22 protein-coding genes and 1 pseudogene are annotated in these 14,656 nt (G+C 31.6%); 20 read left to right on the plus strand and 3 right to left on the minus strand.

Annotated features, from left to right (window positions below; translation table 11 throughout):
* The first annotated feature begins 644 nt into the window (after positions 1 to 644).
* The 20 genes and pseudogenes from NJT12_RS22120 (at position 645) to NJT12_RS22215 (ending at position 13,361) form a co-directional block, all read left to right on the plus strand.
* Positions 645 to 1,049: a hypothetical protein gene (locus tag NJT12_RS22120; RefSeq protein ID WP_271338298.1), complete on the plus strand. Its 405-nt coding sequence runs from the start codon at positions 645 to 647 to the stop codon at positions 1,047 to 1,049.
* A 285-nt stretch (positions 1,050 to 1,334) separates the two neighbouring features.
* Positions 1,335 to 1,673: a nuclear transport factor 2 family protein gene (locus tag NJT12_RS22125; RefSeq protein ID WP_271338299.1), complete on the plus strand. Its 339-nt coding sequence runs from the start codon at positions 1,335 to 1,337 to the stop codon at positions 1,671 to 1,673.
* A gap of 71 nt (positions 1,674 to 1,744) precedes the next feature.
* Positions 1,745 to 2,158, plus strand: a complete 414-nt coding sequence (locus tag NJT12_RS22130; RefSeq protein ID WP_271338300.1) for a 3-hydroxyacyl-ACP dehydratase FabZ family protein — start codon at positions 1,745 to 1,747, stop codon at positions 2,156 to 2,158.
* Between the two features lie 171 nt (positions 2,159 to 2,329).
* Positions 2,330 to 2,815: an SRPBCC family protein gene (locus NJT12_RS22135; RefSeq protein ID WP_271338301.1), complete on the plus strand. Its 486-nt coding sequence runs from the start codon at positions 2,330 to 2,332 to the stop codon at positions 2,813 to 2,815.
* An 86-nt stretch (positions 2,816 to 2,901) separates the two neighbouring features.
* A pseudogene (locus NJT12_RS22140) lies at positions 2,902 to 3,021 on the plus strand (helix-turn-helix domain-containing protein); the annotation flags it as partial.
* 65 nt (positions 3,022 to 3,086) lie between these two features.
* Complete coding sequence (locus NJT12_RS22145) at positions 3,087 to 3,503, plus strand: hypothetical protein (protein ID WP_271338302.1); 417 nt, start codon at positions 3,087 to 3,089, stop codon at positions 3,501 to 3,503.
* A 26-nt stretch (positions 3,504 to 3,529) separates the two neighbouring features.
* A complete protein-coding gene (locus NJT12_RS22150) occupies positions 3,530 to 3,745 on the plus strand; it encodes an ArsR family transcriptional regulator (protein ID WP_271338303.1) in 216 nt (71 codons plus the stop codon).
* Positions 3,746 to 3,755: 10 nt separating this feature from the next.
* Positions 3,756 to 4,436 carry an aspartate/glutamate racemase family protein gene (locus NJT12_RS22155; protein ID WP_271338304.1) on the plus strand — a complete coding sequence of 227 codons (681 nt, stop codon included), beginning with the start codon at positions 3,756 to 3,758 and terminating at the stop codon, positions 4,434 to 4,436.
* Positions 4,437 to 4,452: 16 nt separating this feature from the next.
* Positions 4,453 to 5,151, plus strand: coding sequence for a hypothetical protein (locus NJT12_RS22160; protein WP_271338305.1), 699 nt, complete (start codon positions 4,453 to 4,455; stop codon positions 5,149 to 5,151).
* Between the two features lie 11 nt (positions 5,152 to 5,162).
* Positions 5,163 to 5,768: a hypothetical protein gene (locus NJT12_RS22165; RefSeq protein WP_271338306.1), complete on the plus strand. Its 606-nt coding sequence runs from the start codon at positions 5,163 to 5,165 to the stop codon at positions 5,766 to 5,768.
* Between the two features lie 71 nt (positions 5,769 to 5,839).
* Entirely contained in the window at positions 5,840 to 6,208 is a 369-nt protein-coding gene (locus tag NJT12_RS22170) for a nuclear transport factor 2 family protein (protein ID WP_271338307.1), read from the plus strand.
* Between the two features lie 97 nt (positions 6,209 to 6,305).
* Positions 6,306 to 7,346, plus strand: coding sequence for a serine hydrolase domain-containing protein (locus tag NJT12_RS22175; RefSeq protein ID WP_271338308.1), 1,041 nt, complete (start codon positions 6,306 to 6,308; stop codon positions 7,344 to 7,346).
* A gap of 11 nt (positions 7,347 to 7,357) precedes the next feature.
* A complete protein-coding gene (locus tag NJT12_RS22180) occupies positions 7,358 to 7,783 on the plus strand; it encodes a DUF1801 domain-containing protein (RefSeq protein ID WP_271338309.1) in 426 nt (141 codons plus the stop codon).
* Positions 7,784 to 7,792: 9 nt separating this feature from the next.
* Positions 7,793 to 8,890 carry an MBL fold metallo-hydrolase gene (locus NJT12_RS22185; RefSeq protein ID WP_276598393.1) on the plus strand — a complete coding sequence of 366 codons (1,098 nt, stop codon included), beginning with the start codon at positions 7,793 to 7,795 and terminating at the stop codon, positions 8,888 to 8,890.
* A 138-nt stretch (positions 8,891 to 9,028) separates the two neighbouring features.
* Positions 9,029 to 10,153: a lactonase family protein gene (locus tag NJT12_RS22190; protein WP_271338310.1), complete on the plus strand. Its 1,125-nt coding sequence runs from the start codon at positions 9,029 to 9,031 to the stop codon at positions 10,151 to 10,153.
* Between the two features lie 331 nt (positions 10,154 to 10,484).
* Complete coding sequence (locus NJT12_RS22195; RefSeq protein WP_271338311.1) at positions 10,485 to 11,027, plus strand: GNAT family N-acetyltransferase; 543 nt, start codon at positions 10,485 to 10,487, stop codon at positions 11,025 to 11,027.
* Positions 11,028 to 11,053: 26 nt separating this feature from the next.
* Positions 11,054 to 11,635, plus strand: a complete 582-nt coding sequence (locus tag NJT12_RS22200; protein ID WP_271338312.1) for an LOG family protein — start codon at positions 11,054 to 11,056, stop codon at positions 11,633 to 11,635.
* A gap of 129 nt (positions 11,636 to 11,764) precedes the next feature.
* A complete protein-coding gene (locus tag NJT12_RS22205) occupies positions 11,765 to 12,232 on the plus strand; it encodes an SRPBCC family protein (RefSeq protein ID WP_271338313.1) in 468 nt (155 codons plus the stop codon).
* Positions 12,233 to 12,299: 67 nt separating this feature from the next.
* Positions 12,300 to 12,668: an iron chaperone gene (locus NJT12_RS22210; protein WP_271338314.1), complete on the plus strand. Its 369-nt coding sequence runs from the start codon at positions 12,300 to 12,302 to the stop codon at positions 12,666 to 12,668.
* A 6-nt stretch (positions 12,669 to 12,674) separates the two neighbouring features.
* Positions 12,675 to 13,361 (plus strand): mutarotase, encoded by a 687-nt coding sequence (locus tag NJT12_RS22215; protein WP_271338315.1) that lies wholly within the window; start codon positions 12,675 to 12,677, stop codon positions 13,359 to 13,361.
* A 34-nt stretch (positions 13,362 to 13,395) separates the two neighbouring features.
* Here the strand turns inward: NJT12_RS22215 and NJT12_RS22220 are convergent, their stop codons facing one another.
* Genes NJT12_RS22220 through NJT12_RS22230 form a run of 3 tightly spaced genes read right to left on the minus strand, consistent with a single transcriptional unit; the run spans position 13,396 to position 14,653 of the window.
* Complete coding sequence (locus NJT12_RS22220) at positions 13,396 to 13,758, minus strand: VOC family protein (protein WP_271338316.1); 363 nt, start codon at positions 13,756 to 13,758, stop codon at positions 13,396 to 13,398.
* A 28-nt stretch (positions 13,759 to 13,786) separates the two neighbouring features.
* Positions 13,787 to 14,212, minus strand: coding sequence for an SMI1/KNR4 family protein (locus NJT12_RS22225; RefSeq protein ID WP_271338317.1), 426 nt, complete (start codon positions 14,210 to 14,212; stop codon positions 13,787 to 13,789).
* 15 nt (positions 14,213 to 14,227) lie between these two features.
* Positions 14,228 to 14,653, minus strand: coding sequence for a hypothetical protein (locus tag NJT12_RS22230; protein WP_271338318.1), 426 nt, complete (start codon positions 14,651 to 14,653; stop codon positions 14,228 to 14,230).
* Positions 14,654 to 14,656: the final 3 nt, after the last annotated feature.

Below are 14,656 nucleotides of genomic sequence, written 5' to 3' on the forward strand. Positions count from 1 at the left end.
TCGAAATTGGGGAATTGTTTTAAATCAATTTACCCTTATATTTGAAAAAAGGCTCAGATTATAAAATCGAGCCTTAACTTTTCAACTTACACACTTTTTGGGACAGTGTCATTTTATAATTGCGCAGCTTCATGTTGCCATTGTTTTGTTTCTCTTTTTCTTTTTAAATGGATTTGGATATTGGTTTGTTCATAGAGTATTAAAGAAATCACTGGAAAAATACCTAACCCTAATTCATTCTTTTATTGTACTTGGGAGTTTTATTTTTTACTGGCTTATCATTCTTTATTCCAAACTTTTTTTATTCAATCCTGATTTTCTATTATTTGATGAGTATCAATTAATCAATATTATTTTGATATCTGAGTTCATGCTTATTGTTTTTATTGCCTTGCCAATTTTTATTACGAATTTATTGATTGCTATTTTCAGAAAGAATACTTAAACAAACTTCCTTTAGCAAACCTGACGGGTTTAAAACGACCAGATCATAAAAGGGCAACTTTCTTTTCTCATAAAGAATAATTTTGATATCCGACAAGAGACATATCATTAAAACACATAAATTTAACATTAAGAAAAAATAAGACGCAACCATTTAACGAAATATTCATCTATTAACTAAACCAATAACCTTTTAAACCATGAAAAAATACTTTTTACTTCTCGTTTTAATTACAATAAGTTCATGTAGTAACGAAGATTCTGATACAAAATTAAAAAAAACATTAGAAGGCAAATGGAATTGGAATGGATCGAGTGGCGGATTTACCGGAACATCTTCTACGCCTGAATCCACAGGCAGAATTATTTATATCGAATTTTCAGGTTCGACTTATAGAAACTATATTAATGGAAAGTTACTTTTTGAGAAAAAATTTGAAATAAAAACTCGAAAATCAATTTTAGGTGGTCAAAGACCAATGATTGTCAGCACTGATACTTTACAATATTTTATACCAATGTCTTTTACAATCGAAAATGATGAACTATTCTTAAGCGACGAATGTTTTGATTGCTTTGGATCTGGTTACACCCGTATGAAATAAATTTTTCAATAAAAACAAAACGATATAAAAAAAACTACTTCAATTATAGCCTTTTTGTATCTGCAAAAAATTCAGATAATAACACTTATACTCCCGCATATCCAAGCATCAGGATTCAAAATTATTGAATTTTTGAAATTTGCTGCAAAAAGTAGTATCAGATTATCAGATTCAAAAGATTCAGTTTTTAATTTGTATTTTCGTTCGATTAAAATCAATACTTCTTAAGAGAAAAGAATAAAGTTAATTAAAGCCTCAAAAGAAATTTCTTAAAAATCATATTAAATGACAATCGAACAAATTATCGACGCCCAAATGTTGGCTTTTAATAATAGAGACATCAAAAGCATGATGCCTTTATATCCTGATGACATCAAAATTTATAATTTCCCAGATACATTAGCGATTGATGGTAAAAAAGAATGCGAAAAAATGTTCGTTACCTTATTCGAAAATTCACCAAATCTTCGTGCCGAAATAATAAAAACAATCCAATTTGATAATAAAGTAATTGTTCAGGAATATATTTATGGTCGAAATGGAAGTAACGAAAGGACAGAACAAGTCGTGATATTTGAAGTAACCAATCAAAAAATAAGTCGAATGGATATAATGAGAAAATAAAAGCAATCACTAAATCATTTTTATAATTTTATGAAATTGCTTATATTGCAGATAACACAAAAATTATAAACATGACTCAAAACATTGAAAATCTTATTCCTCACCGCTCGCCATTTCTTTTTGTTGATGAGATAGTATCATTTACAAATGAAACGATTGTAGGCATGAAAACATTTGATGAAAAAGACAACTGGCTAAGAAGCAGTTTTCCTGAAATTGAGTATATTCCCGGGTCCATTTTAATAGAAGCGATGGCACAATGCGGAGGTGCCGGCGTAAAACTACTGGGAGTAACAGATGGGATATTTGGATTAGTGAGTATTGAAAATGCAGAGTTTTATGGAGGTGTAGAGTTTGATGACGAAGTAAAATTTATCATTGAAAATGTTCGTTTAAGCCAAAAAATAATTAAACAGCAAGGCATTGCGTATGTTCATGATAAAGCAATTCTCAAGGCAGGCTGGATGTGTATTAAACTATCCTAATTTAGACATCATAATTAACTATAAGGCTCACGAAGTTTTTAACTCTAAAATCTTAAATACAGAATTTAAGAATTAAAACTTGTCCGAAATACACCTTAAAATTGTCCTCTACAACCCTAACTTATTGATTTTTAAAGAATAAATTTGACATTCAACTTTAAAAAACATAAAATGAGTGCAACAGATTTTACCACAACAATAAAAGTAGACCAATCTCCTCAAGAAGTTTTTAACGCTGTTACAAATGTTCGAGGCTGGTGGTCTGAAGAAATTGAAGGCAATACAGCCCAACTTAACGATGTTTTCGATTATCACTACGAAGATATTCATAAAGCTAAAATTAAACTGATCGAAGTGATCCCAAATCAGAAAATTGTCTGGCTGGTGGAACAAAACTATTTTAAATTCACCAAAGACAGAACTGAATGGACGGGAACTAAACCGACTTTTGAAATCACGGAAAAAGATGGAAAAACAGAACTTCGCTTTACTCATTTTGGTTTGAATCCTGAATATGAATGTTTCGAAATATGCCGTGACTCCTGGACAAATTATATTCAGAATAGTTTAAAAAAACTGATCACAACCGGAAAAGGTGAACCAAATGCGACGGGAAAACCACAAACAGAAAACGAAAAAAAACTGTCTGAGAAATAATTCCCGGACTTCCCTCCCATCTTTAGACTACGACAATCGTAGATTTGGCGACAGTGATCCTCCTGATGTTGCCCAACTTTGTATTTAACTTATCTATAAGCGAAATTGCTTTTGAACTGGGTTTTGAACATCAGCAGTCTTTCAGTAAATTGTTTAAGACCAAAACAAATGTCTCACCGCTTGAATTCAGGCAATCTTTTAATTAATTTACCAAAACTTTCAACCAAAAGCTTCCATAATTTTCATAAATTCGTTGTGTAAAAACAAGTTTATGAATCCAATTTTAAAAAATACTTTAGCTGTAATCATTGGCCTTTTTGTGGGAAGTATTGTTAACATGGCTATTATCTTAACGAGCAGTTCGATTATTCCGCCTCCAAAAGGAGCAGACATTACCACAATAGAAGGATTAAAAGCCACCATACACCTATTTGAACCAAGACATTTTATTTTTCCGTTTTTAGCACATGCTATTGGCACTCTTGCCGGTGCCGGAACAACAGCTGTAATTGCAGCCAATCACAAAACAAAATTCGCTTTAGCAATAGGAGGTTTCTTTTTATTGGGTGGTATTGTAAATGTATTTACATTGCCATCTCCTGTTTGGTATGCTGTTATAGATATTGTGTTTGCTTATCTGCCTATGGCTTATCTGGCTAAAAAAATAGCAACAAACGAAAAGTCTTAAATTTAATAATTTAAACTATTATCAAAATGAGCGAGAAATCAATTACCGTAAAACCTGCAAAAACATGTTATGAACATATTGGTGGAAAATTAGGTCAATTACTTCTAGAAACTTTTACTGATAAAGGCTGGATTAGTAAAAACAAACCAACAGACAAACACTTTTATATTACAGATCTGGGCCAAAAAGAATTTGAAAAGCTAGGCGTCGATATTTCACAAATAAAATCGGAAGATTTATAAATAAAACGCAATGAAAAAAATTGGACTCGTAGGCGGTATCAGCTGGGTTTCTACAATTGATTATTATAAACTAATTAATGAAGGCGTAAATAAAAAATTAGGGGGATTGCAATTTGCAGAATGCCTGATTTACTCTTTGAACTTTGGTGATATTCAGGAAAAAACCTGGGCTCATTCGTACGAACTTTTATTAAATGCCTGCTTAAGCCTAAAGAAAAGTGGTGTCGATGCGATTGTATTGTGCGCCAATACAGCTCATATGTATGCAGACAAGATCGAAAAAGAAGTTGGCTTACCATTAATTCACATTGCAACTGAAACGGCAAAAGCCATCACAGAACAAAAAATCACTACCGTTGGACTTTTAGGAACTTCTTTTTCTATGGAAATGGATTTCTATAAAGAACGTCTCAAAAGTTTTGGATTAAATGTGTTAATTCCTGAGAATCAAGAAACAAGAGATTATATTCAGCATGTTTTAAAAGAAGAACTCGGAAGAGGAATCATTAATCCGGAATCGAAACAAAACTATATCAAAATTGCCAACGAACTTATTGCACGCGGTGCAGAAGGTATTATCTTAGGATGCACCGAAATCCCGTTATTAATAGACCAATCCCATTTTGATGTTCCTGTTTTTGATACGACAAAAATACATTCGGAAGCTATTGTAAACTTTATACTCTCTTAAACTTAAATTGTAACTTATGGGCTATTTTGGCGGACTCGGTTCTGGAAAAGGATGGAATAAATTTAACTTCATACTTACACCCAATGAATTTGAATCTCTTTTTACAGAACTTCAATTTTACTTTGTTATCACAAATACAAGAGTTCCTATCGATTATAAAGCAACTGATAAACCATATGTATTTACAGGTTACAAAGATTTTTTTAACGAAATTATAATCGGAGAGAAAGAATACGATAGAAAAGAACACTGGTTTTATGAAGATAAAATTCGAATATCGATTACAGATGATATTGACAAAATAGATTTTGAAAATATTGATGATAAAAACGAAATAGTATCTAAAGAATTTAAACGTGTTAGACCTACTGAACCGGTAATTAATATAACTCCTTTTTACCTTTACTTTATTAAAGATAAAGAAAGTTTAAGTGTGGCCTTCATGAATACAGAAGGAACTATTGGACTAGAATTGACGTATCCCAAATTTGTAAGCTTTTTAACTGATGGAGATAATTCCATAATTGATGCACATACTTTTAATAATTATAATTTATTTAATAAATTAGTAAAAAACATCAAATCAATATCTCATAAAGCGAAAGTACAAAGTCCAGCAAAACTATATCGCCCAAACTTTTGGATTAGCCCGGAAGCAAAAAAAGTAATCAATGAAAATCGATATCTAAAATCTAATGAATTAATTATTTTGTAATCGGATTACATATGAAAAAGATCATACAAATATTTATACTATTATTAATTTCAGTTTCATTACTAAATTGTGCTTCTTTTTCGACAAAGGATTTCAAAAACGATTACACTACAATTGATAACAAAAATTTAGATTCTTTTAATGGAAAATTTACCTTCTCACCAATAAAAAAATTCGACAAAAAAAATCAGCATTCAAATATAGAAAATTCAAAAAAGTATATTAATTCATACAATTACATAACAAACGAAAGTTTAAAATTTGAAGATATAGATTCTATTATAAATGGCCTTGTCAACTATCATATCGAATTAAAAATCAGCAATAATACCCAATTAAACGTCGAATTATTCAGGAATAATTACAGCATAAAAAAACAGCAAATCATGGGTGAGCTAAAAAAAGAAGGAATGTTTTATCTCGACAATAAATATCTTAAATGTACCGGAATACCCTACCTTTTTGGCGGATGCAATAACAATAAAAGACGCATCGCCATTTCTAAAAACAATAATTTAATTATAAATGAAGCCGTAGATAATACAGGCGCATTCTTGTTCCTTTTTTGGGCCGGACCAAGTTATAATGGTATTTATGAATTTAAACGTCTGGACTAAAATTATTAAGTACTTTTTGATTTTCATAGATACTTATTTTATAACTTAGTTAGCTTTTAAATTCCAGAACCATGACTAAGAAAGAAATTGCCCAGGACTTTTTAAAACTCGCTGCAAACGGGCATTCTCATGAAGCATTTCGTTTATATGTTGGTGAAAAATTCAAACATCATAATGCCTATTTTAAAGGTGATGCCGATACGTTGATGCTGGCAATGGAAGAATCAACGAGAACAAACCCAAATAAAGTTTTTAAAATTCACCATATTCTTGAAGATGGAAATCTGGTTGCTGTACATTCTCATTTAAAACAAACCCCTGTCGACTTAGGTTTTGCGGTCGTTCATATACTTAAATTCAAAGCAGATAAAATTGTTGAACTCTGGGATTTAGGACAACCTATTCCGAGAGAACCTATTAACAAAAATGGAATGTTCTGATAGAATAATTTTTAATCTCAGTCGCTGAAGACCGACACTAAAAACGGAGATCAAAACTCGAATCCTTAAACCTGAAACAAAAAAACAATCTTAAAAAATGAATTCCCACTTCAGAATCTCTTTCCTATTTTCTTTCATACTTTTATTTTCTAACAGCTTTTTATTTGCTCAGAAAAAAAATAATTATGCTGCTCAAATTGATAGTTTAATTAGCGTTAGCGATCCAATATTTAACGGCGTTGTCCTGATTGCCAAAAACGGAAAAACAGTTTATAATAAAACATATGGTTTTACCAATTTTGAAACCCGAAAACGTTTAAAAACAGACAGCCAATTTGAAATAATGTCGAATACGAGACAAATCACGGCTGTTTTAATCTTAAAAGAAGTAGAACAAGGCAGAATTGATTTACAGGCACCTATAAAAAAATATTTACCTGAACTTACCCAAGCTTGGGCAGATTCAGTTACGGTTCATCAACTTTTAAATCACACACACGGAATAATCGATTTACAAAAACCGCTGGCATTTAAACCGGGAACTGATTTTAAATATGGAGATTTAGGATATAGTTTACTGGGGGAAATAATAAAATCTGTTACTAAAAAAAGTTATCAGGAAATAGCAAATGCATTTTTTAAAGAACTAAAGATGAAAAATACACTATGCTTTTCTGCAGCTCCAATTAAGAATTTAGTTTCCGGATATATCAACACGAATAATAGTTTCAAGATAGTATCAAAAACGATGATCACTTTAAAAAGTACGGCTTCTAACGGAATTGTTTCGACTGCGGGTGATTTAGCAATTTGGAATAAAAATCTTCATAAGGGAAAACTGCTACAACCAGAGAGTTATCAATTACTGTTTAAATATAACATAACCGCTCAAAATAATTTCTTTGCAAAAGAAAAGATAGGCTACGGATATGGCTTTAGAATCATAGATAAAGAACCTGTTAAATATGTTGGTCACACAGGTTTAGGCGACGGTTTTTCATCTGTAAATTTATATTTTCCTGAAAGCGATGTCAGTTTAATTATTTTAGAAAACCAGATGAATCAAAATCGTGATTTGTTTTATATCAATGAATTCAAAATCAAAAATATCCTGATGAAAAGTGATTTACTTAATTAGAATAAAATAAAATGGCAAAGAATAAAACTATTGAAACCAATGAAAGTATTGTTGATTTTATAAATGCTTTTGTTGAAGATGAAGCCAAAAGAAATGATTCGTTTAAACTTATTCAAATAATACAGGAAATCACTGGTTTAGAACCCAAAATGTGGGGACCAAGCATTATTGGTTTCGGAAATTATCATTATAAATATGCCAGCGGTCATGAAGGCGATGCGCCACTTGTGGGATTTTCTCCAAGAAAAGCAGCGATATCGCTTTACATATATGTCTCGCCAGAAAATAAAGACGAACTACTTTCTAAATTAGGAAAACATAAAGCCACTAAAGGCTGTATTTATATTAAAAAACTAGCCGACATTGATATTGAAGTTCTTAAAAATATGATTTCATTTTCTTTAGAATACTTAAAAATTTTATATCCTTCAAATTAAATTATAACCATGATACTTACCATACTAATTCTTTTGTGCGCCGTTCTTATTTTTGTTTTACAACATCCCAGATATGGCAAAAAACCGTCAGGAGCAAGATTGGCTTTAATGCAAAAGTCGCCTCAATATAAAAACGGAAAATTCGAAAACATCTCTTTTACACCAGAACTTGCCGAAGGTTACAGCTTCTCTAAAGTTTTCTATAATTTTTTGTTTAAAAAAGTAGACCGTAAAATTCCCACTGATACAATTCCATCCATAAAAACCAATCTAGAGGATCTCCCTATCAATCAGGATGTTTTGGTTTGGTTTGGACACTCCTCCTATTACATTCAGCTTGAAGGAAAACGATTCCTGATTGATCCTGTTTTTAGCGGCAACGCCTCTCCTATTTACAGAACTACAAAAGCATTTAAAGGAACTGATATTTATACCGCCGATGACTTTCCTGAAATTGATTATTTACTGATTACACACGATCATTATGACCATCTGGATTATAAGACAATCATGGAGCTAAAACCAAAAATCAAAAAAATAATTTGTGCACTTGGCGTAGGATCACATTTTGAATTTTGGAATTTTCCAAAAGAAATTATTATCGAAAAAGACTGGCATGAAAAAATCGAGCTCGATCAAAATTTGACGCTTTATACGACTCCATCAAGACACTTTTCGGGCAGAAGTATTAATCGTTGCAATACGCTTTGGACGTCTTTTGTTTTAGCAACCAAAGATTTTAAAATGTATTTGGGCGGCGACAGCGGTTACGACACGCATTATGCTGAAATTGGTAATAAATTCGGGCCTTTTGATATTGCACTTATCGACAACGGACAATATAATCCGGCATGGAAATACATTCATAATTTGCCTGAGGATGTAATAAAAGCCATGAAAGACCTAAAAGCAAAACGCGTGTTTCCGGTACATTCTTCAAAATTTCCATTAGCGCTGCATCCCTGGGATGAACCTTTGATAAAAGTGACTCAATTGAATGCCGCTTCAGAAAACCCGATTCCGTTGATAACTCCAAAAATTGGGGAATTAGTAAAATTGAAAAATGAAAAACAAGAATTTCAACAATGGTGGAAAGGGATTAAGTAATTGTAGATTTTAGAATAGAGAGTATAGATTTTAGAATATAGAGTATAGAATATAGAGTATAGATTTAAAATGCGACTGTAACTGCAAATTGAAACCTGAAACATGAAACCTGAAACAAAAATAAACCTTGCAAAAAACATGAAACAAAAAATAACCTTTTTCGCAATTGCTTTTCTGATCACTTTAAATAGTTTCTCGCAAAATACTTATGTCTTTTTAGGAAGTTACAATCGTGATTTGGCTGCAGAATCTATTCAGGTGTATCAGTTAGATACTGTAAAAGGGAAATTAAGCAAAGTAACATCTGCAAAAAACACTATCAATCCTTCGTATTTGACTTTATCACCAAACGGAAAATATCTATATGCATGCACAGATACAAAAACGCCAAATGCAGGAAGCGTAAGCAGTTTTGAATTTAATCCGGAAAACAAAACATTGACTTTTTTAAACAAACAATCAAGCGGTGGCGAAAATCCTGTTTATCTCTCTGTTCATAAAAATGGTAAATGGCTGGTAAACGGTAATTATACAGAAGGAAGTGTTTCAGTACATCCACTATTAGAAAACGGAAAAATCGATTCGATTGCACAAAATTACCAATATTCTGACGGAAGTATCAATAAAGAAAGACAAACAAAATCTCATGTTCATTCGACTGTGTTTTCGCCTCAAAATGATTATCTATTTCTACCCGATTTAGGCGCTGATAAAATCCGTTGTTATCGTTTTGATGAAAATCAAAAACAGCCTTTGCTCGAAACAAAAGTACCGTTTACTAAAACTGATTTAGAAGCCGGACCCAGACATTTGACTTTTCACCCTAATGAAAAATTGGGTTATTGTATCGAAGAAATGTCCGGATCGATAAGCGTCTACCAATACGAAAACGGAACTTTAAAACAAATTCAGCGTATCAACACACATCCTGAAGTAATAACATCGGGTTTTGAAAGTTCTGATATTCATATTTCACCAGACGGAAAATTTCTATACGCCACAAATCGCGGCAAAGAAAATAATATTGCCATTTTCTCTATTGATGAAAAGGGACTTTTGAAAAACATTGGTTACCAGTCGACTTTAGGAAAACATCCACGAATCTTTGCCATCGATGAAAGTGGAAAGTTTTTAGTCGCTACAAATGTCAATTCAGGAAATGTAGTAGTATTTAAAAGAAATTCAAAAACCGGATTACTTAAGAAAGTGGGAAAAGAAGTTAAAATGGAAAATGTTTCCTGCGTTCAGATTAAGAATATATAATCGCTCACGGATTAACCAGATTAAACCGGTTTGCGTAGTTTTTTTTATTTTATTCTCCTTTTTTGTCATTTCGATCGAAGAAAGAAATCAGTAGTTGATCGACCAAGATTGTCGGCATTTCTTTGCGGAGTTTCATGCGTGATTTGCTTCGCCTGTTCGCTATCGCCAGAACCTCCTTAGCATCGAAATAAACTTTATATATAAAATCATTTTAATCCTATAATTTGTGGCAAAAAAAACAATTCCCCAAAAACTAAAGTCAATTTTTTATTTTAAATTCATGCTCATTCGTAAACTTTAGTAGTAAACGAAAACTTTAAAACTTTAAGAAATGAATAATTCAGAATTCAATTTACAACCCGAAATTTTAGAAGACGAAATAACAAAATTAATTCCATTGCAGGAAAGTGATTTTGACGCACTTTATAAAGTAGCTTCAGATCCTTTAATTTGGGAACAGCATCCAATTAAAGACCGATATAAAATAGAAGTTTTCAGACCTTTTTTTGATGCTGCAATCAACTCAAAAAGTGCCTTTTTGATTGTAGATAAAAAAACAAATGAAATTATAGGCAATACCCGTTATTATGATTACAATCCAGAGAAATCCAGTATTGCAATAGGTTTTACCTTTATTGGTCGAAAATTCTGGGGTGGATTATATAATAAATCAAATAAAAAGCTATTAATAGATTATGCTTTTCAACATGTAGATTCGATACTATTTCATATTGGCGCAGATAATATTCGTTCGCAAAAAGCAGTATCAAAATTAGGCGGTGTAAAAATTGGTGAAATAAGTGCTATCAGTAATATTCCTCTTAATATGCCTCATTTTGAATATGAGTTAAAGGTTGAAGATTATAAATTATAACATTTACTTAAACAAAAAAATAAACAATGAAAAGAATTACCGTTTTCTGCGGTTCCAGTTTTGGTACCGATGAAATTTACAAAGAACAAGCAACTTTACTTGGACAGACTTTGGCTAAACAAAATATCGAATTGGTTTATGGTGGCGCAAATGTTGGTTTGATGGGCGCAATAGCAGATGGAGTTTTGAATGCAGGAGGAAAAGCAATTGGAGTTTTACCTAATTTTTTACGATCGAAAGAAATTGCACATTTAGGTTTAACCGAATTGATTTTAGTAGAAAGCATGCATGAAAGAAAAACCAAAATGAACGACTTATGTGATGGCGTAATTGCACTTCCGGGCGGTTTTGGAACTCTTGAAGAACTTTTTGAAATGCTGACATGGGCACAATTAGGACTTCATAAAAAACCTATTGCAATTTTAAACATCAATGGTTTTTATGATGCATTGATTGAACTAACAAAAGTTATGGTTGAGAAAGGTTTATTGAAAGATGTTAATCAGCAAATGTTATTAGTAAGTGACAACATTGATGATTTATTAGATCAAATGAAAAATTATGTAGCGCCAACTGTTGGAAAATGGATTGACAAGGAAAAAGTATAAGTAAAACGCTCATCCCGAGAAGTTAAACAATTAGAGCCAAAAAATAAAAAATTAGAATTATATTTACATTTACTTCTAAACCTCTATATTTTAGCACTTAACGTCTAACCTATAACTTCTTATTAAAAAATGAAAGCAGAAAACAACCACTTCGCAAAAGCCGAAATGCTAATTAGAAAACCTGTTTCAGAAGTTTTTCAAGCTTTTACAGACCCGGAAATAACACGTAAATTTTGGTTTACAAAAGGTTCCGGAAAATTAGAACAAGATACTACCACCGAATGGATTTGGGAAATGTATGGTTTTTCACTAACGGTTACAACACTAGTTTTGCAGGAAAATCATAAGATTGTGATCGAATGGGGAAATCCTGATGAAACCACATTAGTCGAATGGATATTTAGCCCACTAAACGAGCATGAAACTTTTGTAAGCATTATCAATTCAGGATTAAAAGGAGATGCTGATAAAATAATCGATCAGGTCAGAAACTCAACCGAAGGTTTTACTTTAGTCTTAGCCGGAGCGAAAGCATATCTAGAACACAAAATAGAACTGAATTTAGTTTTGGACCGCTTTCCTAAAGGACTTGCATAAAAAAGTTTTATTTTTTTTTGTTTCAGGTTAGTTACGAAAACTTGAAACTTCAAACCAAAAAAAAAACATGGACATAAAGAAACCAGTAGATATCGACGAATATATTGGCGCATTCCCAAATGATGTTCAGGAGATTTTGGAGGAAATCAGAACAACAATTCAGAAAGCTGCTCCGGATGCCAAAGAAAAAATTAGTTATTCGATGCCGGCTTTTGACCAAAACGGAATCGTTATATACTTTGCAGCTTTCAAAAATCATATTGGTCTGTATGCTTTGCCCAGTGGTCACGAAGCTTTTAAAGAGGATCTCTCAAAATATAAATCAGGAAAAGGTTCCGTACAATTTCCCCTTAATGAACCAATACCATTAGATTTAATAACCAAAATTGTAAAGTTTAGAGTGAAAGAAAATCTTGAAAAAGCAAAAAAGAAATAATTTTAAATGAATTTAACTGAACATTACAATCAGCTTTACACCAAATCTTCCGGAGAAATTTTAAACGGAAATTATAAATTAGATACGCAAATAAATAATATATCCGATTCCAGATTTGGCATCACGTTATTAATCCGTCCAAGCGAAATAATAAAAGCCAATATTCAGCTGTTTTTAGATGAACTAAAGGCAATTGAACCCAATCAATATTATTATCCTGATTCAGATATTCATATCACGGTTATGTCAATTATTTCATGCTACGAAGGTTTTACTTTAGATAAAATAAACATTCGCAAATATGTCGACGTAATTCAACAAAGTTTAGTGCATCTCGATAAAATTAAAATTGAATTTCGAGGTATTACAGCTTCACCTTCTGCGATAATGATTCAAGGTTTCCCTACTGATGAATCGTTGAATAATTTCAGGAATAAACTTCGTGAAGACTTTAAAAATTCAGCTCTGGAACAAAGTATAGATAGTCGATACACAATAGCAACTGCACATACCACAGTTATGCGATTTCAGGAAAAGCTTGAAAACCCGGAAAAATTAATACAAATTGCAGAAAAATTTCGCAATTATGGTTTTGGGGAATTCAAGGTAAAAAATATGGAATTAGTTTATAATGATTGGTACCAGAGAGAAAGCAACACAATTCATTTAGCCGATTTTTATATAGCAAATTAAAAAACTTTGCGCCTTTGTACATTGGTGGCAAAAACTATTTATTAAACTTACCAAAGTGCCATAAAACACCGGACGGATCGTGTAAAAAACATTCGCTTCCCCAATCTAAATGCACTGTAGGTGTTAACTTAACTCCATATTTTTTAGTTAAGTTCAAAGCCAATAAATGATTATAGTAATAATCAACATCTTCAACTTCAAGAAAAATCATAGTATTTTCGTTCCAGCTTTTGTCATAATAATCCTGAAGATAAAAGGCTAAATCTCCAGTCTTAAAAACAGAAAACTTTGAATCTAAAACTCCTTCTTCGAAACCTAAATCCCGATAGAAATTTCTGGAAATTTCGAAATCTTTGGCTCCAATAAAAGGTCTGATTGAAATTGCTTTGTGATTCATCTTATTGTGTTTTATAAATTATATAAATTTAAGAAAACCATTCAATTTTATGATCAAGACGAATAAGAAAATCAGTAAATGACTTTCCGATTTCAATATTATGTTTACTATCCAAATCAATAAAAGGAGAAAGTATTATTTTTACATTATCAGATAGATCTATTTCAATCCCTATAAATTCGCCGCTTCCGTTTGAACCAATCCCAATAGTTCTGGTCAATTCTTCAACTATATTATAGTTTTTATTGGCTTCGATTATTTCTTCTAAACTCCAGAGATTTATAAACTCAACGCCAATAAACTGGTCAATACCAAAGTAATTTTCAAGATAAAAAATATAATCTTTCGGGAGTTTTAAACCTGAATATGATTCAACATCAGCTACTTCAACAGAAGCTTTTATATCCCTTTTTGGAAAATCGCATTTTGACATAATTTCTAGTAGATCATCCATAATCGAAATGCTGTTTTATAAATTGATATCATTATAATAAACCAGAAACCATTTGTTTTTAATGAGTTTGAACTGTCTTTCGACTTCAAAACCACTATCAGGAATCCAAAATCTTTCGATTATCAAAGTATCGCTTTTTACCAAACTATGTTCGTAATTTTGTATTTCATTTTTCTCAGAAACCGGAACATTTATAAACTTCCAATTTTCTTTAGTCCAGTTGTGTCTGTCAAAACCCGAAACCGAGATTCCATCAATAGGAAAGTCTACTCTTGAAATCTGAAAAACAGAATCTGAATGAAATTGAGAATTAAATACATCAAAATTCTCCCCTTTTACAATTGTAGTTTTTTTTGATTCTGATAAAGATTCCTGCTTTTTATGCTGACAGCTTATCAAAATCAAAAATGCAACAATAGATACTACTTTTAGACAATTCATAAT

The sequence above is a fragment of the Flavobacterium azizsancarii genome (assembly GCF_027980145.1).
GTDB lineage: Bacteria > Bacteroidota > Bacteroidia > Flavobacteriales > Flavobacteriaceae > Flavobacterium > Flavobacterium azizsancarii.